The following is a 19,766-nucleotide window of genomic DNA, read 5'->3' on the forward strand; positions in this document are numbered from 1 at the left end:
TGCGGCTATATTTATATTGAATCTAAATTTACTTCCTCAAGTATTATCGGATGCTTTGGACAGGAAGGTCAACAGCATGCCTGAACCGGTTCCGGCCACCCCCCAGCTGCTGCGCCGCGTCAGTGCCGGCGCGGTCCTGGAGTTCATGCGCGCCTCGGAGGCCGTGACGGTCACCGACGTCATGGCCGCCACCGGGCTGACACGGGCAACCACCATCGCCGTCTGCGAAGACCTGGTCCGGCGGGGCTGGATCCTGGAGCTGGAGAACCAGCGTGAATTCGGCGGATACCTGAAGGGCCGCCCCGCCCGGCGTTTCGAACTCAACGAGCGGGCCGGCGTGGTTCTGGGCATGGACATCGGGTATTCCAAGGTCACCGTGGTGGTGTCCGACCTGCGCGGCACCACCCTGGGACGGTCCAGCCGCCCCTTCCAGGCCGGGGAGGTGGGTTCGCAGGAACGGATCGCCTTCATTGACGGCGTTGCCATGGCCGCCCTGCGCTCGGCCGGAACGGAACCGGAACGGGTGCTGGCCGCCTGTGCCGGGGTTGCCGCGCCCGTGGACCGGCACGGCGAGGTGGTGGCCACGCAGGAGTTCTGGGGACTGTTCGACCTGGGGCTGCGGCCCGCGCTCAAGGCAGCCCGCGGGTGGACCGTCCTGCTGGAGAACGACGCGAACCTCGCCGCCCTCGGCGACCGGTGGCAGGGAGCGGCTGCCGGCGTCGACGACGTCGTGGTGATCCTGGCCAGTGAGCGGCTGGGTTCGGGCATCGTGGAGGGTGGACGGCTGGTCCACGGCACCCGTGGGAGTGCCGGCGAACTCGCCTACCTGAACCTGGTGGAAGGCGTGGGCGACACCTACGGCATCGCCCACCTGGCGCGAACCTGGGCCGCGGAAACCCTGGACACCGCCGCCCCCACCGCCCTCCGGGCATTCCAGCCCGGACGGGTGGAGGCCGAACAGGTCTTCGCCGCCGCCGGCCAGGGCGACGCCGTGGCGCTGGACATCCTTGACCGGCTCGCGGACAGGATGGCACGGGTGGTGGGCACCGTGGCCACCATGCTCAATCCGGAACTGGTGGTGCTTGGCGGCGGCGTTGCGGATTCCGCCCACGTGCTCCTGGCCCCGATCAGTGAGCGCCTTGCCGGGTACACAGCCACCCCCGCACGGGTGGCGGCATCCCCGCTGGGCGATGCCATTGTCACCGTGGGCGCGGTGCGCTGCGCCCTGGACTACGTGGAGAAGAACTCACTGGACCTGGTGCTCGCAGGGCGCGCCGCTCCGGCCTAAGGGGTTCCTACTCCGGCATGACCATGGTGCGCAGGTCCAGCTGCCTGAGCACCCGGTCGGCCACCTCGGGGTCCATGTCCGGCTCGTTGCGGGCTGCCACCACTTCCTGCCGGGCGGCGTCGAGCGCGATGGTCTGAACCGCGATGGCAAGCTCCCGTCCGCGCCGGCGCTTTTCCGCCAATGGTTCGTTCCGCAGGCTGCCGTCCGTCAGTTCTGCGCGCAGGCGCTGCATCCGTTCCTTGACCAGCGTCACCTTTTCCGGCGGCAGGTCCGTCATCAGGTCATGCTGCTTCAGGGCGGCAACGGCGGCCGCCTGGGCGCGGGCGGCAAGCAGCCGGACAGCGTCGCGTTCCGCTGTTCCATCCTCGGAGGCCTTCAGGACACGCATCAGCCAGGGCAGGGTCAAGCCCGGAAGGACCAGCGTGGCAAGCAGCACCGCGCAGGCAATGACCAGGAGGTAGTCCCGGCCCGGGAACGGCGTGCCGTCCGCCAGGGTCAGCGGCAGTGCCAGGGCCAGCGCCAGGGTGGCCAGGCCCCGCATGCCGCACCAGGTGAGGATCAGGACCTCCTTCAGGGACGTTGGCTGGAGGAGGTTCTTCCGCTTCCGGGCGCCCAGCGCCAGGACGCCCATCCACAGGAACCGGACCGCGAAAACCAGCACGCAGACCAGCGCGGACACCCCGATCATGCCGAAGATCCCGCTTCCTTCATCGCGGATGACACGGCGGATCTCCAGGCCCACCAGGCCGAATGCGAGACCGGTCACCAGCAGCTCCACCACATCCCAGAAGGCATTGCGGGTGACGCGCTCCGCCGCGTCCTGGGGGCGGGCGTGGCGCTGCATTTCGAGGGCGGTGACCACCACGGCGATAACCCCGGAGGCGTGCACCTCCTCGGCCAGGATGTAGGCGGCGAAGGGGACCACCAACGTCACCGCGCTGCGGGCCACCATGGAAGTGACCAGCCGGGTGACCAACGCGATCAGCCAGCCCATGGCCACGCCCACCAGGACGGCGAGCGCGGCGCCCAGCAGGAACTGGAGGACGACGTCGGGCCCTACCTTGGTGCCTCCCACGGCGGCGGCCACGGCCGCCTGGAAGATGACGATGGCGGCAGCGTCGTTGAAGAGCCCCTCGCTTTGGAGGACGGAGATGAGGCGGCGGGGCATGTGCACGCGGCCCGCCACCGAGTCCACCGCCACCGGATCCGGGGGCGCCACCATGGCGCCGAGCGCGATGGCGGCGGGTACTCCGATGCCGGGAACCATCAGCCACGCTGCGCCGGCCACCACGGCGGTACTGATCACCACCAGCGCCACGGCCAGCATGATCAGGGTCCGCCACCGGACGCGGAACACCGCCCAGGAACTCCGCTGGGCGGTGGCGAACAGCAGCGGCGGCAGGAAGATGGGCAGGATCAGCCCGGGTTCGATTTCCAGGTCGGGGAAGCCCGGAATGAACGTCAGCGCAGCCGCCAGGAGCAGCATCAGGACCGGGTATGGCAACCGGAGCCTGTCCCCCAGGCCAACGGCCACCACGGTGGCCAGCAGCAGTCCGACAATGAGTGCGAGCTGGTCCATAAGCCCGGTCCCCGCAGCCGGCTACGCGCGCGGTTCCAGTGCAGCCGCGACGGGCAGGGTGCCATCACGGAATTCGATGGTCCGGCCGGCGGTTTGGGGCAGGTCCAGGACGGCGGCCGCCACGATGGCCGTGTTGGCGCGGGAGGTATCCCGGCCCCCAACGGGTGAGGGGTCGACGTCGATCAGTCCCGTTCCGGGCTTGTCCGTCAGGGCGCCCGGGCCCAGGATGGTCCAGTCTAGGCTGGTGCCGCGCAGGTACTCGTCCGCGGCCGCCTTGGCCTCGGCATACGCGAAGAAGCTGTTGTCCTCGGGCACCCCGTGGTCCTTGCCGGCACCAAAGTAGGAAACCATGACGTACCGGTCCACGCCGGCCTGGGCCGCTGCGTCCATCGAACGGATGGCAGCATCCCGGTCCACCGCGTAGGTGCGCTCCGGGTTGCCCCCGCCGGCGCCGGCGGACCAGACCACGGCGTCGTGCCCGGCCAAGGCGTCGGCGATGGCCGCCGTCGTCGAATTCTCCACGTCGAGGACCAGCGGCGTGGCGCCGGTGCCGGTGACGTCGGCTGCGTGGTCCGGGTTGCGGATGAACGAGGTGACGGAGTGGCCCTCGCCGGTGAGGAGTGCGGACAGGAGGAGGGCCACTTTTCCGTGGCCGCCGATGATGGCGATGCGTGTCATGCACCCATTCTGCCCGCATCGTGGATAACTGCAGAAGCCATTTGCCCCTGAACAGGGCCTTTGGGCCCTGTTCGGGCTTTCCGGCCCCCACCTAGCTTGGGGGCATGGCTGCCGGACCCCATGCGGGGTTAGATGGACCCGCATCAGAAGCAATGTTGAAGCTGGGCCGTTTCTTCACGAGGTGGGACCAGACGGACGACGGCAGGGCGGTGTTCAGGGAGGGCGGCCGCAAAGGTGACATCTTCTACCGGGACCGCTGGAGCCACGACAAGGTGGTCCGCTCCACCCACGGGGTGAACTGCACCGGCTCCTGTTCCTGGAAGGTGTACGTCAAGGACGGCATCATCACCTGGGAATCCCAGCAGACCGATTACCCGTCGGTGGGCCCCGACAGTCCCGAATACGAACCAAGAGGCTGCCCCCGCGGGGCGGCCTTTTCCTGGTATACCTACTCCCCCACCCGGGTGCGGTTTCCGTACGCCCGGGGCGTCCTGGTGGAGATGTACCGGGAGGCCAAGGCGCGCCTGGGCGACCCGGTCCTCGCGTTCGCGGAGATCGCAGCGGACCCGGAGAAACGCCGCCGCTACCAGCAGGCCCGCGGCAAGGGCGGACTGGTGCGGGTGTCGTGGCAGGAAGCCATCGAGATCGCCGCCGCAGGGCACGTCAACACCATCAAGACGTATGGCCCTGACCGGTGCGCCGGTTTTTCGCCCATCCCGGCCATGTCCATGGTGTCCCACGCGGTGGGGACACGCTTCATCCAGCTCATCGGCGGGGTGATGACCTCCTTCTACGACTGGTACGCCGATCTGCCCGTCGCCAGCCCGCAGGTGTTCGGTGACCAGACCGACGTTCCCGAATCCGGGGACTGGTGGGATGCCCGGTACCTCGTGATGTGGGGCTCCAACGTTCCGGTGACCCGGACGCCTGACGCGCACTGGATGACAGAGGTCCGGTACCGCGGCACCAAGGTGGTCACCGTCAGCCCCGACTATGCGGACAACACGAAGTTCGCCGACGAATGGCTGCCGGCGCAGGCAGGAACGGACGCCGCCCTGGCCATGGCCATGGGGCACGTGCTGCTCAAGGAATTCTTCGTGGACAGGGACGTGCCGTTCTTCACCGACTACGTGAAGCAGTACACGGACCTGCCCTTCCTGGTAAGGCTGGAAAGGAACGACGGCGGCGCCCTGACGCCGTCGAAATTCCTCACCGCCCTTGACGTCCCCGGCGAGTCCGGGGCTGAGGATGCGGCGTTCCGCACCGTCCTGTTCGACCGGACCGCCGGCCGCCCCGCCGTCCCCAACGGGTCGATGGGGTTCCGCTATTCCGGCAGCGGGGAAGGCAAGTGGAACCTGGACCTCGAGGGCATCGAACCTGCGTTGTCCCTCCGTGAAGTATCCGGGGAAAACGCCGAAATCCTGCTCCCCTGCTTCGAGGACGCCGGTGGCGAAGGCAGCATCCTGCGCAGGGGCGTCCCGGTAATGGAGGTGGGCGGCCATCTGGTAACCACCGTGTTCGACCTGATGCTGGCCCAATACGGCGTGGGCCGGGACGGCCTGCCCGGCGAGTGGGCGGCCGGCTACGACGACGCCGCCACCCCGTACACGCCGGCCTGGCAGGAGGAGATCACCAGCGTCCCCGCACAGGCCTGCATCCGGGTGGCACGCGAGTTCGCCCGCAACGCCGAGCAGTCCAGGGGCCGCTCCATGATCATCATGGGGGCAGGCATCTGCCAATGGTTCCACGGCGACACCACCTACCGGGCGGTGCTGGCACTGGTGATGCTCACCGGCTGCATGGGCCGCAACGGCGGCGGCTGGGCGCATTACGTGGGCCAGGAAAAGACCCGGCCCATCACCGGCTGGGTGTCACTGGCCAACGCCCTGGACTGGTCACGGCCGCCGCGGACCATGACGGGCACCAGCTACTGGTACATGCACACGGACCAGTGGCGGCAGGACGGATATTCCGCCGACGCCCTCAAGTCACCCCTGTCCACCGGCAAGCTGGACGGCATGCACACGGCGGACGCCATCGCCCAGTCCGCCCGGTTGGGCTGGATGCCGTTCTACCCGCAGTTCGACCGCAATCCCCTGGACGTGGCGGACGAGGCGGAGGCCGCCGTCGCCGCCGGGACAGCCGCGGACACACCCGCCTACATCGCCGAATCGTTGAAGAACCGCTCCCTCAACCCTGCCATCGAGGATGTGGATGCCCCGGCCAACTGGCCGCGGACCCTGGTGCTGTGGCGGTCCAACCTGTTCGGCTCCTCGGCCAAGGGCAACGAGTATTTCCTCCGCAACCTGCTGGGAACCCACAACAACGTCCTGGGCGGGGACAGCGCGGAGGAACTCAAACCCCGGGACGTGGCCTGGCACAGGCAAGCCCCGGAGGGAAAGCTGGACCTCCTGGTCTCCGCCGACTTCCGGATGACGTCCACCACGCTGCTGTCCGACGTCGTGTTCCCGGCCGCCACCTGGTACGAAAAGCATGACCTTTCCTCCACGGACATGCACCCCTTCGTGCACGCCTTCAGCCCCGCGATCGATCCCCCTTGGGAAACCAAAACGGACTTCGACACCTTCCACCTGCTGGCCCGGGAATTCTCCCGGCAGGCCAAGACCCACCTGGGCATCCGCCGCGACCTCGTGAGCATCCCGCTGCAGCACGACACCCCGGGCCAGCTCGCCCAGCCCGGCGGCCGGGTCCGTGACTGGCGGGACCCGGACATCCCTGCCGAGCCTGGGCAAAACATGCCCGTCTTCTCCGTGGTGGAGCGGGACTACACGGCCATCGCGGACAAGCTCGCCGCCGTCGGACCGCTGGCCGGCAAGCTGGGCTTCACCGTCAAGAACGTCACGTACAAAATGGCCGGACCGCTGGCCCGGCTCAGCCACGCCAACGGAGTGATGCTCGGCGGGGCTGCGGACGGCCAGCCGGCCATGGACACCGATGCGAAGATGGCAGAGGCAATCCTGGCATTCTCCGGCACCACCAACGGCGCCCTGTCCGTCCAGGGCTTCAAGGACCTCGAGGTCCGCACCGGACAGAAACTGGCGGACCTCGCGGAGGGTTCCGAGGAAAAGTTCATCACCTTCGCCCAGACCCAGGCTGGACCGGTCCCGGTGATCACGTCCCCCGAGTGGTCGGGCTCGGAGACCGGAGGCCGGCGGTACGCCCCGTTTACCATCAACATCGAACGGCTCAAACCCTTCCACACCCTCACCGGCAGGATGCATTTCTTCCTGGACCACGACTGGATGATCGACATCGGTGAAGCCCTTCCCATCTACCGGCCTCCGCTGGACATGCACCGGCTGTTCGGCGAACCCCGGCTCGGCTCCGACGGGGCCATGGAGGTGACGGTCCGGTACCTGACGCCGCATTCCAAGTGGTCCATCCACTCCGAATACCAGGACAACCTGCTGATGCTCTCCCTGTCCCGCGGCGGCCCAACGGTCTGGATGAGCCCCGCCGACGCCGACGCCATCAAGGTCCGGGACAACGACTGGGTGGAGTGCACCAACGTCAACGGCGTGCTGGTGGCCCGCGCGATCGTCAGCCACCGAATGCCGGCCGGCGTGGTCTATGTCCACCACGCCCAGGAGCGCACCATCGACGTCCCGAAATCGGAAGCGACCGGGCGCCGCGGCGGAATCCACAATTCGGTGACCCGGCTGCTGGTGAAACCCTCGCACCTGGCCGGCGGCTACGCGCAGCTGGCCTACGCGTTCAACTATCTTGGCCCCACCGGGAACCAGCGCGACATGGTGGCCACGGTGCGCCGCCGCTCGCAGGAGGTGCAGTACTGATGAGGGTGATGGCCCAGATGGGCATGGTGATGAACCTGGACAAATGCATCGGCTGCCACACGTGCTCGGTGACCTGCAAGCAGGCGTGGACCAACCGTGCCGGCATGGAATACGTGTGGTTCAACAATGTGGAGACCCGGCCCGGGCAGGGCTATCCGCGCCGGTATGAGGACCAGGAGCGCTGGTACGGCGGCTGGACCCTGAACCGGCGCGGCAAGCTGACGCTGAAGGCCGGCGGCAGGGTGAAGAAGCTCATCGGCATCTTCGCCAGCCCCGTCCAGCCCGAGCTGAGGGACTACTACGAGCCGTGGACCTACGACTACAAGACCCTGGTGGACGCTCCGCTGGGCGACGACTTCCCCGTGGCCCGGCCGAAGTCCCTGATCACCGGCAAAGACACCAAGATCACCTGGTCCGCCAACTGGGATGATGATCTGGGCGGCGCCACCGAGCACGGGAACCTGGACCCGATCGTGGCGAAGATCCGGCGTGAGTCCGAGGACAAGATCAAGTTCGCCTACGAGCAGACCTTCATGTTCTATCTCCCCCGGATCTGCGAGCACTGCCTCAACCCCTCCTGCATGGCGTCTTGCCCCTCGGGTGCTATCTACAAGCGGGTGGAGGACGGGATTGTGCTGGTGGACCAGGACCGGTGCCGCGGCTGGCGCCAGTGCGTCACGGGCTGCCCATACAAGAAGATCTATTTCAACCACAAGACCGGCAAGGCCGAGAAATGCACGTTCTGCTACCCCCGGGTGGAGGTCGGCCTGCCCACCGTGTGCTCCGAGACGTGCGTGGGCCGGCTGCGCTACCTGGGACTGTTTTTGTACGACGCCGATGCTGTCACCGCGGCAGCGTCGGTCACCGATCCGAGGGACCTCTACGACGCCCAGATGGACGTGTTGCTGGACCCCCACGATCCCCGCGTCCAGGCGGGGGCCCGCGCACAGGGCATCCCCGAGGACTGGCTGGACGCCGCCCGCCGGTCCCCCGTCTACGCCCTGGCCAAGGTGTACAAGGTGGCCTTGCCCCTGCATCCGGAGTACCGCACCATGCCCATGGTCTGGTACGTCCCGCCACTCTCCCCCGTGGTGGACCTCCTCCGCGACCAGGGGCACGACGGCGAGGATCCCGGCAACCTGTTCGGCGCCATCGACGCCCTGCGGATCCCGGTGGAGTACCTCGCCGAGCTCTTCACTGCCGGGGATACGGAGCGGGTTACGGCCGTGCTGCGGAAGCTCGCGGCCATGCGGTCCTTCATGCGCGGCATCAGCATGGGTGGGGACCCGGACGAGGCCATCCCGGAGTCCGTGGGCATGGACGGGCAAAGCATGTATGACATGTACCGGCTGATGGCCATCGCCAAGTACAGCGAACGCTATGTCATTCCCACGGCGCACCTTGAGCAGGCGCACGACCTGGAGGAGTTGGGCTGCTCGCTGGATTTCGACGGCGGGCCGGGCATGCAGGACTCGGCCCCGTTTGGCGAGGCGAGCGGGCGGCCCGTCCCGGTGGCAGTGGACACGTTCAACGCCTTGCGGGACCGGCAGAGCTCGGACACCATCGCCGAGGGGACGGGCCTGCGCGGGCGGGTGAACCTGCTGAACTGGGACGGCCGGGGCGCCCCGTCCGGACTCTTCCCGGACAAGCCCGCCCCGGACAGGGGCCCGGCGCCGGACACCCTGGCCGGCGCCGAGGACGGGTCATGAAGCGGGCAAACATGGACCGGTCGACCGGGAACCGCCGCGACCAGGTGGTATACCTTGCCGCAGCCTGGTGCCTGTCCTATCCGGATGGGGAACTGGTGGAGCGGGTCCCCCTGGTCCGGGCGGCGCTGTCCGAATTCCCCGGCGCACTGCCCGGGTTCGCGCCCGTGCTGGACCTCCTGGAAGCGACCCCGCCCATGGACCTGCAGGCCCAGTACGTCCGCGAATTCGATCTCGGCAGGCGGCACGCCCTGCACCTGAGCTACTGGACGGACGGGGACACCCGGCGCCGCGGCGAAGTACTGGGCTACTTCAAGGAGGCCTACCGGCACAGCGGTGTCCTGGTGGACCTGGACGGGGAGCTCCCGGACTACCTGCCGATGGTGCTCGAGTTCGCCGCCAGGGTGGATGGAGCCGCCGGCCGCGACCTGCTGCAGCGCTACCGGGCCAGCCTTGAGATGCTCCGGCTCGGGCTGCTGCGGGACAACCTGCCTCACGCCCGGATCCTGGCGGCCATCTGTGCCACGCTGCCGGGAAAGTCACCCCAGGACGAGCAGGAAGTGATGCGCATGGCCGGATACGGTCCGCCGACCGAAAGCGTGGGACTGGATCCCTACGACCCGCGGCTGCTCCCCGTCAGGAGGTCCTGACCATGCCGGCACTCGGGGCGGCGCTGGAGGCGGAGCCAGGAGCCGTCGTCGTGCTTAGCACCTGGGACACCGTCCTGTGGGGCGTGCTGCCGTACGTCATGGCGGTGGTGCTGGTGGGCGGCCTGGTGTGGCGCTACCGGTACGACCAGTTCGGCTGGACCACCAGGTCCTCCCAGCTGTACGAATCCAGGCTCCTGCGGATCGCTTCCCCCCTGTTCCACTTCGGGCTTCTGGCCGTCATCGCCGGCCACTTCTTCGGGCTGGTCATTCCCATGGCCTGGACGGCAGCCGTGGGCATGAGCCAGGAGTTCTACCACTTCAATGCCTTGGCTGTGGGCGGCATTGCCGGGGTGGGAACCCTGGGCGGAATCGCGCTGCTGATCTACCGGCGGCGCACCACGGGGCCGGTGTTCATGGCCACCACCAAGAATGACAAGACCATGTACGTGGTGCTGACCGCCGCCATCGTCTTCGGCCTCTGGACCACGCTGGCCAGCGTCTTCGAGGGCGAACACGGGCACAACTACCGGGAAACCGTGGCGCCCTGGTTCCGGTCGCTGTTCATCTTCCAGCCTGACATCGCGGCGATGGCGGCCGCCCCGTTCTCGTTCCACCTTCACACGCTGGTGGGAATGGCGCTGTTCGTCATCTGGCCGTTCACGAGGCTGGTGCACGCTTTTACCGCGCCCCTGCACTATCTGTTCCGCCCGTACATCGTCTACCGGTCACGGGACAGGGAGACCAAGGGCCGCGGCTGGTCCGCCGTGGGCACGCCGGACAGGGACACCCGCAACCGCTGACCGGCGGTGCGTTTGGATGATGTGGTGAGGAGCTAGCAGTGGCCGGAACAACCTCTAAGCCAGCCACCGGCAGGGCGCTGAACCTGGCGTTGGCGACCGCGGCCTCCGTGGCGGGTTTCTGGGCGTGGAACTCGGTTGCCACGCTCGGTGCCTTCTACACGCAGAATTTGGAGCTGAAGCCTGCCACCACGGGCGTCCTGGTGGCCATGCCGGTGTTCGTCGGTTCGCTGGGACGGATCGTCGTGGGCACCCTGACGGATAAGTATGGCGGACGGGCCATGTTCACCTTTGTCCTGCTGGCCGCCATCCCTCCCATCCTCCTGGTGTCCGTGGGCGGCCTCATCAGTTCCTTCGCCCTGGTGCTGGGCGCCGGGCTACTGCTCGGCGTGGCCGGGACCGTGTTCGCCGTCGGGATACCGTTCGTCAGCGCCTGGTATGAGCCGGCCCGCAGGGGTTTCGCCACCGGTGTGTTCGGGGCGGGGATGGGCGGCACAGCCCTGGCGGCCTTCCTGAATCCCCGGCTGGTTGCCGGGATCGGGTACTTTCCCACGCACCTGCTGATCGCCGGTGTCCTGGCGGTGATGGCAGGGCTGGTCTGGTTCCTCATGAAGGAAGCGCCAGGGTGGGCCCCCAACCATGCGCCGGTGCTGCCCAAGCTCATGGACGCGGCCAGGACGGCGGTCACCTGGAAGATGTGCTTCCTGTACGCAGTGGTCTTCGGCGGTTTCGTTTCGTTCGCCACCTACCTGCCCACCTACCTCAGGGACGTGTACAGCTTTGATCCCGCCGGCGCCGGTGCCCGGACGGCCGGTTTTGCCCTGGCCGCGGTCCTGGCCCGGCCCGTCGGCGGGGTGCTGGCGGACAAGCTCGGCCCCAGGCCCGTGGTGCTCGTGGCGCTGGCCGCCGTCGCCGTCCTGGGCTGGGTGGTCAACCTCAGGCCCGACGGCGAGGTGCCCGCGGGTGCCACCTTCGTTGCCATGGCTGCGGCGCTGGGGTTGGGGACGGGCGGAGTGTTTGCCTGGGTTGGGGTCCTGTCACCGGCCGGAAAGGTGGGAAGCATCAGCGGCATTGTCAGTGCCGCGGGTGGCCTGGGCGGGTACTTTCCGCCGCTGGTGATGGGCGCGACCTACGACGCCGCGACGCGCAGCTATTCGATCGGGCTGCTCCTGCTGGTCGGCACGGCCCTGGTGGCCCTGGTGTTCACCCTGTTCGCGGTCCAGCGCAGGGCCGGGACGGCAGCGGTTCAGCGGGCGCGGTAGCGCAGGTACACCACCCCGTTGCCGAACCGGCGCTGGTCCACCAACTCCAGCTGCGCCTTGAGTCCGTCAGGCAGGAAGCGCAGGCCGCCGCCGACGGCCACCGGATTGATGAACAGCCGGCACTCATCCACCAGCCCGGCATTGAGGGCGTGCGCCGCGAGGGTGGGGCCGCCGATGCTGATGTCCTGGTCGCTGCCCGATTTCAGGTCCCGCACGGTTTCCGGGAGGAATTGCCGCTCCAGGCGGGTTTTCGGGGTGCTGGGGGTGTCCAGCGTGGTTGAGTAGACCACCTTGTCCGCCCCCTGCCAGATGCGGGCGTAGTCCTGGATGACGGGCGGCTCATCCCGTGTGTCCATGGTTTCCCAGACGGACATCACCTCATACATCCGGCGGCCCAGCAGGTAGGTGCCCACATCCCGCTCCAGGTCGTTGACGAAGGCGTGGATTTCCTCGTCCGGCATGGACCAGTTGAAGTTGCCGTCCGTGTCTGCGGTGTAGCCGTCAAGGGACATGATTGCGGAGTAGATCAGCTTCGCCATGGGCCCATTCTGCCGGGGGAATGACGCGGGGAACAGGGGCCCGCTCAGGTTGGCCGGCCGGTAGGGATTACAGCAAGTTCGCCGCCAGGGTCCGGGCGATGAAGGTGCCGTAGCGTTCGGCGGACCATTCCCGCTTGATCACCAACGTTTCGTAGAGTTCGGCGGCAGTGGAGGTGAACATGACGTCGGCAGCCTCGGCTTCGGTGAGGCCGGGCCTGAGAAGCCCCCTGCCCACCAACTGCCGGGCATTGTGCAGCATCCGGCGGTAACGGGCCTCGTCCACGTCCCGCAGCAGTGCCGCCATGGAGGCGTCCCCGCTGGCCGCCGCGTCCCTGATCAGAAGGTAGACCGGGGCTCCAATGGGACTGATCTCCGTGGTGAACCGGCCGAACCGCTCCATCAGGCGTACGGGATCCGACTCGGTTTTCTGGGCGAGATCGGACCTCTGCTCGGCCGGCGGTCCGCCGGCGCCGAGGAGGCTCTCCTCGTAGATGGCGCGGACCAGCCCCGCTTTGCTGCCAAAGTTCTTGTAGACCGACTCGGCGGATACGCCGGCAGCGCGGGCAATCTGCGCAATCGTGGTCGCCCCGAAACCCTGGGTGAGGAACAGCTCCCTGGCATGCGTCCGGACGCTGTGCAGCGACTCCGCAGCGAGCTGCCGGCGCCGCCGTGCGTCATAACTTCGCCTTGCGGGGCGTTTCCCGGAGGCATTGACTGGGCTCTGCATGCGGTCTTAAACTCCAATCAATACAGCTAACTGTATTGAAATCAATCTAACAGGTCACAGCCTCGCCCGGCGAGGCACCAAGGAGCATTTCCATGGACACGCCAGACGGCGTGGACCGCCTCCCAGACGGCCCTGTGCGCCGAATGTTTTCCGCAACACAGCGGCGCGACCTCGATGCCATGCTGGCCGAGTTCGCAGACGATTACGTCAATATCACCCCCAACCACCCGGCCCGCAGCTTCACCGGAAGCGCACAGGTGCGGAAGAACTGGTCCGCACTGTTCGCAGGGATTCCCGACATGACCGTGACAGTGCTGGACTCGGCAACCGGCACCGGCGGCAAGGTCTGGGTCGAATGGGGATCGCGCGGCACCCGCCTGGACGGCAGCGCCGTCGAGCAGGCCGGCGTGGCAATCTTCAGCGTCCGCAGCGACCGGATTGCGGCGGTCAGGTTCTACCTGGAGCCTGTCGAAAAGGACACGGCGGACGTGAATGCCGCGGTCCAGGCCGTCACCGGAGCAGGCACGGAAGGAGCACGGCCATGATCCTCCTGGTCGGGGCAACGGGTGACCTGGGCGGCCGGGCGGCAAAACGGCTGCGCGCTTCCGGACAAGAGGTCCGCTGCCTGGTCCGGCGCCAAACGGACGATTCGCCACTCCGGGCGATCGGCGCGGAAGTTGTGCGCGGAGACCTCACCGAACCTGCCACGCTGCCGCCCCCGTGCGAGGGCGCCGACACAGTGATTGCCACGGCAACGGCGATAAGCCGCCGGTTCGCGGGGACCAGTTCCGCTACCATCCGGGACGTCGACGAAGTGGGAATGGGCCACCTTGTCGACGCAGCGGAAGCCGCCGGCGTGCAGCGCTTTGTCTACCTGTCCTTCCCGATCGGCAGCGCCAGCCTCCGGACCCCGCTGGAACAGGCCAAGCTCACCATTGAGCGCCGCCTGGCGAACTCACCCATGCGGACCGTAGTGGTACGTTCCGACGGACTGCAGGAAGTCCAGCTCAGCCCCGCCGCACGGTTCGACCTCGCGGCGGGAAAGGCAGCCGTCATCGGAAAGGGCGACAACCGCCGTCGGCTGGTGGCCACCGGGGACATTGCCGCTCTCCTCGCCGCCGTGGCACTGGAGCCCGATCCGCCGGCGCAGATCGACGTGGGCGGACCCGAGCCGCTGACCAAGAAGGAGATCATCGGCATCGCGGGGGAACTGGCGCACCATCCCCTGAAGGTGCAGCGCATGCCCCGTCCTGTGGCGCGGATGGCCACGCTTATGTTGAAACGCAGGAACGACGCCATGGCTTCTGCACTGGGCGTCGGGTTGGCCTCGGATATTGAGGAGGCCACCTGGGATGATAAACCCCTGCGCCAGCGCGGGATCAACCCGAAGTCGGTCACCGAATTCCTGAAGGAGCAGTCGCAGGCGCTGGCCGGCCACTGACGCGCCAATCACGGCCGGCGTGACACCAGGAACTGCTGGGCCAGCGTCCAGAGGTTGGAGACCGTCCAGTAGACCAGGACGCCGATAGGGAAGAAGATCCCGCCCACCCCGAAAATCAGCGGGAGCAGGTACAGGAGAATCCGCTGCTGGCGCATCAACGGGCTGTCCGTGTCCTGCCCCGCCAAGGTCCGTGACGCCACGAGTTTCTGCGTGAGGAACTGGCAGGTGATCATCACCAGGATCATGGCGACGGCGAGGACGGCCACGGCGGCGGGGTCACCGCCCCCATGCAGGAGGGACGCCGAGAGGGGCGCCCCGAAAATGCCGGCGGACGCGAACTGGACCACCTGCCCGTGGTCCAGGGCTCCGATGCCTTCGCCCCGCGGCGAGGCGCCGGAGAGTCCGGACAGCACCTGGAAGAGGGCCAGGAAGAACGGCGCCTGGATCAGCAGCGGTAGGCAGGCAGAGAACGGGTTGGTGCCGTGCTTCTTGTACAGGGCCATCTGTTCCTGCGCCATGGCCTGCCGCGACACCGGGTCCGTCCGGCCCTTGAACCGCTCCTGGAGCTCCTGCAGCTCCGGCTGCAGGAGCCGCATCCGGCGCTGGGCCCGGACCTGCGCCAGGAACACGGGAATCAACACCGCACGGATCACCAGCACCAGCCCGACGATGGACAACGTCCAGGTCCAGCCGTCCCCCGGCGGCATCCCCGCCGCACCCAGCCAGTCGTGGAACCCCGCCATGACGACCGAAACGATCCATCGGAACGGCTCCATGACCGCCGCAAAAACGTCCACCGAATCCCCCATCCGCAGTTGCTGCCAAGCTACTGCGGATGCGGGAAACAGGAAAGCCCCCGGAATCTCGGGGATTCCGGGGGCTTAGCCTGTAGCGGTGGGGAGGCTCGATCTCCCGACCTCACGATTATGAGTCGTGCGCTCTAACCAACTGAGCTACACCGCCACGAATGAGAAAAACCTGCGTCAAGCCGGTCAAAACCGCCTTGACGCAGGCCCTCATTCAGAGCCCCCCACCGGAATCGATCCGGTGACCTCGTTCTTACCAAGAACGCGCTCTACCACTGAGCTAGGGGGGCAACGAGTAAATACTCTACCCGAAGATTTCCGCACCAACAAATCGGCATCCAGGCCCTCCGCGCGCCTGGAATGGCACCCGTTGCGGGGACCTCCAAAGCGGCACTTTCCGCGGAATTCCGGGGCTGGCGGGGCCGTGAGAGCACAGCTGCCGACGCCGGGATGGACCTTTGAGAGGCCCCTTCCCTCTATGCCGGGACCGGAATGTGTCCAGCCCCACATCCTGGCTTCGGGTTAAATGCCGATGGGCCGGCTCGAAAGCCGGCCCATCGTCGTCGTCATTTGCTCAACGCGCGGAAGTGTTTACCACTTGCCCTTGCGGTTGAAGTCACGGTGTCCGCTGTCGCCGCCGCTGCGGGGCTTGCGGGAACCGTCGCCGTGGCCGCCGAAGCGGGAGTCCCCGGCCTGGCCGCGGTCGCTGAAGGAACGCTCGCTGTAGGAACGGCCGCCACGGTCAGCCGAGGACCGCTCGCCGTCGTTTTTGCGGAACTCCTTCTTGAAGCCGCCGTTGCCCTTGAAATTGCCGCCGCGGTTGCCCTGGTAGGCGCCGCGGTCGCCGGAGGGCTTGCGGCCGTTGTCCAGCTCGAGGTGGATCAGCTCGCCGCCGATCCGGGTGCGGGACAGCGCGCGCAGCTGTTCCTGGCTCAGGTCCGCGGGCAGCTCCACCAGGGAGTGGTCCGAGCGGATGTCGATGCCGCCGATCTGTGCGGAGGAGATGCCACCCTCGTTGGCGATGGCGCCCACGATCGAGCCGGGCATGACGCGCTGGCGGCGGCCCACTGCGATGCGGTAGGTGGCGTTGCCCTCGGTCAGCGCACGGGTCGGCCCACGTGAGCCGAAGCCGTCCTTGGAGCGTTCGCGCTTCTGGAATTCGGGAGCGGCGGGCAGTTCCTTGACCAGCAGCGGCTGGCCGCCCTGCGCCATGACGGCAAGGGCCGCAGCGATCTCCGCTGCCGGGACGTTGTGCTCTTCCTCGTAGGAGGCGATGAGGTCGCGGAACGCCGCGACGTCCTCGGAGGCGAGGGTCTCGGTGATGCGCTCGGCGAACTTGCCCAGGCGCAGCGTATTCACGGTCTCGGCCGTGGGCAGGTGCATCTGTTCCACCGGCTGGCGGGTGGCCTTTTCGATGGAACGCAGCAGGTACTTCTCCCGTGGCGTCATGAACAGGATCGCCTCGCCGGAACGGCCGGCACGGCCCGTGCGGCCGATGCGGTGCACATAGGACTCGGTGTCATGCGGGATGTCGTAGTTGATCACGTGGCTGATCCGCTCGACGTCAAGGCCACGGGCGGCGACGTCGGTGGCCACCAGGATGTCGATCCGGCCTTCCTTCAGCGCGTCAACGGTGCGCTCGCGCTGCTGCTGCGGGATGTCGCCGTTGATGGCGGCAGCCTGGAATCCCCGGGACTTCAGCTTGTCAGCCAGGTCCTCGGTGGCCATCTTGGTCCGCACGAAAGCGATGACGCCGTCGAAGTCTTCCACCTCAAGGATGCGGGTCAGCGCGTCCAGCTTCTGCGGGCCCATGATCTGGAGGTACCGCTGCCGGGTGTTGGCGCCGGTGGTGGTCTTGGACTTGACCTGGACCTCAGCCGGATTGTTGAGGTACTGCTTGGACATCCGGCGGATCTGGCCCGGCATGGTGGCCGAGAACAGCGCCACCTGGCGGTCCTCCGGGGTCTGCTGGAAGATCTGCTCCACGTCTTCGGCGAAGCCCATCCGCAGCATCTCGTCAGCCTCGTCCAGCACCAGGTACTGGAGTTCGGACAGGTCCAGGGACCCCTTGGAGATGTGGTCGATCACGCGGCCGGGGGTACCCACAACGACCTGGGCGCCGCGGCGAAGGCCCGCCAGCTGGGGCCCGTAAGCGGAGCCGCCGTAGACCGGCAGGACGGTGAAGTCGTCAATGTGCTTGGCGTAGGAGGTGAAGGCCTCGGCAACCTGCAGCGCCAGCTCGCGGGTGGGGGCCAGGACCAAGGCCTGCGTCTTCCGGGAGGGGCCGTTGAGGTCGTGGAGTTCGGCCAGGCGGGACAGCGCCGGTACTGCGAATGCTGCAGTCTTACCGGTGCCGGTCTGGGCCAGGCCCACCACGTCGCGGCCTTCAAGCAGCAGCGGGATGGTGGCTGCCTGGATGGGGGACGGCTTCTCGTACCCGACGTCCTGCAGGGCGGCCAGGACTCGGCCGTCGATGCCGAGGTCGGCGAACTTGACGGTGTTTTCGTCTTCGTCCGCGGCAGGGGCGGCCGCGGCAGGCGCCTCAGCGGCGGGAGCGGTTACGGGAGCCTCGGCGGCAGCCACGGGGGCGTCCTCGATAACAGCGGTGGTTTCGTTCTGGTTTTCGGGCATAGGGATTTATTCCTCATCCATAGGGGGCCAGGCGGCACTACCCGAGGTGAGCGGAGCCGCAGTACACGTGCCGATGGTGCCGGGCAAACGTTGACCGGCCGGTCACAGAAGTCCGGCGCTTTCGCAATCCCATGGCAGGACTTCGCGCTGCATCTCTTGGCTGCTATCCCAGCAGTCTGTACAGCGTTTTCTTTAGCCGGCTCTCCCTATGAAAATGCCCGCATCGCTTGCGCGGGCCCCAACACTTGCCAGTCCTGCCTCAAGAATTGGGCAGGAAAAAGGGATTTCCGGAGTGGGGGATGTTTCAAGTGTAGGGCACGGACGCCGCGGACCGGAAATCGAACGGCCGACGACGGCGGGTGAGCTTGCGCACACAGCCCGCCGCACTGCCGCGACGGCGGGCGGGTGTCACCGTCCCAGCCGCCGCAACAGCACCTCGAACTTGGTGTGGTATTCGTCCTGGAGCCGGATCTCGCCGTCGGCCTCTGCCCCGCGAAGGACCGCAATGAGGTCCGCGTCCGGCTCACTGAACCACTTGCCAATGGTGACCCCATGGCGCGGGACGAACGTGCGCTCGATGGTGTCGCCGGCCTGGATGCTGCCGGTGCGGAGGACACGCAGGTATGTTCCCACCCGTCCTTCGTCGGTGAAGCGCTTCACCCACTGGGGTTCCTTCATCCGCCGCTGGAAAGTGGCGCAGGGCGTGCGTGGAGACGTCACCTCAAGTTCGACGCCGGCGCCCACCGTCCAGCGCTCCCCGATGACCGCGTGGGTGGCCTCGATGCCGGAGATCCGCAGGTTCTCGCCGAAGAAGCCCGCGGGCAGCTCCCGCCCCAGGGCGTCGGCCCAGTAGTCGGCGTCGGCCTGTGAGTAGGCGTATACGGCCTGGTCCTCCCCGCCGTGGTGGGCCCTGTTGGCCTGGATATCGCCGCGCAGCCCCAGCTTGTGTACCTTGACCGGACCATTCACCGGGCGCTTGTCGATGGCCGTGACGCCCACGCTGCCCCCATCCCGCAGGAGCTGGTGGACGCGGCAGACGGCAAGGACAGAACCGGATTCCATGGGATCAGTCTAGGGTTTTCCAGCACAGGGCCCCACGCGCCGGCAATGGGCAGGTCTCCCCCGCAGCCGCAGGTAATTCCGCTCGCAGGCGGTTCCTGCAGGGACTACGCTGATTCGAGACTTGCATTTGGGGGTGCAGTGCTGCGCCCAAACCGTGCGACCAATTGAGGGGGGACGCCGTGGACTCGGACCAGAAAGGCCCAAAAGAGGAACCGGAAAACGGGCCGGCGGGCAACGGCAGCAGTGACACCGGCAGCACCGCCAAGCCACCGCCCTGGCAGGTACCCAAGCCGGACCTGCGTCCCGAACTCCTCAACGAACCCGTCACCCCCGTGGATCCGTTCGCGCGCGAGCGGGAAAAGCAGCTCAACCAGGCGGCAGCGCGCAAGAAGCGCTCCCAGCGGCGCACCGTGGTGGTGGGCCTGGGCGTGACCGCTCTGCTGGCCGGCACCATCACGGCGGTGGTTGCCAGCAACGAGGATGACCCCGACTACGCCCAGGTCTGCTTCAACGAAGAAACCGGCGAGCGCGTGGCGGACAACAGCTGTGACAGTTCCGCGGGCCGCGGTGGCGGCCTTTACGCCTGGTACTTCTACTCCCGTGGGGCCAGCGTTCCGGCAATCGGCCAGAACAGGTCCACCTCACCCGGCTACTCCCGTACCATCCCCAGCGGCGCCAAGGCGTCCACGGGCTACAGCAGCAAGGGCGGCACGGTCAGCCGCGGCGGGTTCGGTTCAAGCGCGAAGAGCGGCACAAGCGGCGGTGGAAAGGTCTCGGGGGGCTGA

General features: G+C 67.6%; 16 protein-coding genes and 2 tRNA genes. 9 read left to right on the forward strand and 9 right to left on the reverse strand.

Annotation, left to right across the window (positions count from 1 at the left end; translation table 11 throughout):
- The first annotated feature begins 76 nt into the window (after positions 1-76).
- Entirely contained in the window at positions 77-1,288 is a 1,212-nt protein-coding gene (locus J2T23_RS15440; RefSeq protein WP_307361355.1) for an ROK family protein, read from the forward strand.
- Positions 1,289-1,295: 7 nt separating this feature from the next.
- On the opposite strand, the gene J2T23_RS15445 is transcribed toward J2T23_RS15440, so the two are convergent.
- Positions 1,296-2,867 carry a Na+/H+ antiporter gene (locus J2T23_RS15445; protein WP_307361358.1) on the reverse strand — a complete coding sequence of 524 codons (1,572 nt, stop codon included), beginning with the start codon at positions 2,865-2,867 and terminating at the stop codon, positions 1,296-1,298.
- 21 nt (positions 2,868-2,888) lie between these two features.
- Positions 2,889-3,545 carry an NAD(P)-dependent oxidoreductase gene (locus tag J2T23_RS15450; RefSeq protein ID WP_307361361.1) on the reverse strand — a complete coding sequence of 219 codons (657 nt, stop codon included), beginning with the start codon at positions 3,543-3,545 and terminating at the stop codon, positions 2,889-2,891.
- Between the two features lie 104 nt (positions 3,546-3,649).
- On the opposite strand from J2T23_RS15450, the gene J2T23_RS15455 reads away from it, so the two are divergent.
- Genes J2T23_RS15455 through J2T23_RS15475 form a run of 5 tightly spaced genes read left to right on the forward strand, consistent with a single transcriptional unit; the run spans position 3,650 to position 11,775 of the window.
- Positions 3,650-7,360 (forward strand): nitrate reductase subunit alpha, encoded by a 3,711-nt coding sequence (locus tag J2T23_RS15455; protein WP_307361364.1) that lies wholly within the window; start codon positions 3,650-3,652, stop codon positions 7,358-7,360.
- Positions 7,360-9,069: a nitrate reductase subunit beta gene (narH, locus tag J2T23_RS15460; protein ID WP_307361367.1), complete on the forward strand. Its 1,710-nt coding sequence runs from the start codon at positions 7,360-7,362 to the stop codon at positions 9,067-9,069. Before J2T23_RS15455 ends, narH begins: the two co-directional genes overlap by 1 nt.
- Positions 9,066-9,716 (forward strand): nitrate reductase molybdenum cofactor assembly chaperone, encoded by a 651-nt coding sequence (gene narJ / locus J2T23_RS15465; RefSeq protein ID WP_246839640.1) that lies wholly within the window; start codon positions 9,066-9,068, stop codon positions 9,714-9,716. The genes narH and narJ overlap by 4 nt, the downstream gene beginning before the upstream one ends.
- A gap of 2 nt (positions 9,717-9,718) precedes the next feature.
- A complete protein-coding gene (narI, locus tag J2T23_RS15470; protein WP_307361370.1) occupies positions 9,719-10,516 on the forward strand; it encodes a respiratory nitrate reductase subunit gamma in 798 nt (265 codons plus the stop codon).
- Between the two features lie 38 nt (positions 10,517-10,554).
- On the forward strand, positions 10,555-11,775 hold the full coding sequence (locus J2T23_RS15475) for an MFS transporter (protein ID WP_307361372.1): 1,221 nt from the start codon (positions 10,555-10,557) through the stop codon (positions 11,773-11,775).
- Here J2T23_RS15475 and J2T23_RS15480 read toward each other — a convergent pair.
- Both J2T23_RS15480 and J2T23_RS15485 read right to left on the reverse strand, forming a co-directional pair.
- Entirely contained in the window at positions 11,760-12,314 is a 555-nt protein-coding gene (locus tag J2T23_RS15480; RefSeq protein ID WP_307361374.1) for a dihydrofolate reductase family protein, read from the reverse strand. The two genes, J2T23_RS15475 and J2T23_RS15480, sit on opposite strands and share 16 nt — an antisense overlap.
- A gap of 67 nt (positions 12,315-12,381) precedes the next feature.
- Positions 12,382-13,041, reverse strand: a complete 660-nt coding sequence (locus tag J2T23_RS15485; protein WP_141182155.1) for a TetR/AcrR family transcriptional regulator — start codon at positions 13,039-13,041, stop codon at positions 12,382-12,384.
- A 92-nt stretch (positions 13,042-13,133) separates the two neighbouring features.
- On the opposite strand from J2T23_RS15485, the gene J2T23_RS15490 reads away from it, so the two are divergent.
- The gene (locus J2T23_RS15490) at positions 13,134-13,586 is read left to right on the forward strand and encodes a nuclear transport factor 2 family protein (RefSeq protein ID WP_307361379.1); all 453 of its coding nucleotides are present in this window, start codon (positions 13,134-13,136) and stop codon (positions 13,584-13,586) included.
- On the forward strand, positions 13,583-14,482 hold the full coding sequence (locus J2T23_RS15495) for an SDR family oxidoreductase (protein WP_307361381.1): 900 nt from the start codon (positions 13,583-13,585) through the stop codon (positions 14,480-14,482). Before J2T23_RS15490 ends, J2T23_RS15495 begins: the two co-directional genes overlap by 4 nt.
- A gap of 8 nt (positions 14,483-14,490) precedes the next feature.
- Here J2T23_RS15495 and yidC read toward each other — a convergent pair whose 3' ends face one another.
- The 5 genes from yidC to J2T23_RS15520 all read right to left on the reverse strand — a co-directional run bounded on the left by yidC (position 14,491) and on the right by J2T23_RS15520 (position 18,981).
- Positions 14,491-15,291 (reverse strand): membrane protein insertase YidC, encoded by an 801-nt coding sequence (yidC, locus tag J2T23_RS15500; protein WP_307361384.1) that lies wholly within the window; start codon positions 15,289-15,291, stop codon positions 14,491-14,493.
- Positions 15,292-15,371: 80 nt separating this feature from the next.
- Positions 15,372-15,445 (reverse strand) — tRNA-Met (locus J2T23_RS15505).
- Positions 15,446-15,506: 61 nt separating this feature from the next.
- Positions 15,507-15,578: transfer RNA gene (locus J2T23_RS15510), tRNA-Thr, on the reverse strand.
- Positions 15,579-15,879: 301 nt separating this feature from the next.
- Positions 15,880-17,919, reverse strand: coding sequence for a DEAD/DEAH box helicase (locus J2T23_RS15515; protein WP_307361386.1), 2,040 nt, complete (start codon positions 17,917-17,919; stop codon positions 15,880-15,882).
- A gap of 408 nt (positions 17,920-18,327) precedes the next feature.
- Positions 18,328-18,981, reverse strand: a complete 654-nt coding sequence (locus J2T23_RS15520) for an MOSC domain-containing protein (protein WP_141182156.1) — start codon at positions 18,979-18,981, stop codon at positions 18,328-18,330.
- A 179-nt stretch (positions 18,982-19,160) separates the two neighbouring features.
- Here J2T23_RS15520 and J2T23_RS15525 point away from each other — a divergent pair, with 179 nt between their 5' ends.
- The gene (locus J2T23_RS15525) at positions 19,161-19,766 is read left to right on the forward strand and encodes a Tat pathway signal protein (RefSeq protein WP_307361389.1); all 606 of its coding nucleotides are present in this window, start codon (positions 19,161-19,163) and stop codon (positions 19,764-19,766) included.

Origin of the sequence: Pseudarthrobacter niigatensis, assembly GCF_030812615.1 — a bacterium.
GTDB classification, from domain to species: domain Bacteria; phylum Actinomycetota; class Actinomycetes; order Actinomycetales; family Micrococcaceae; genus Arthrobacter; species Arthrobacter niigatensis.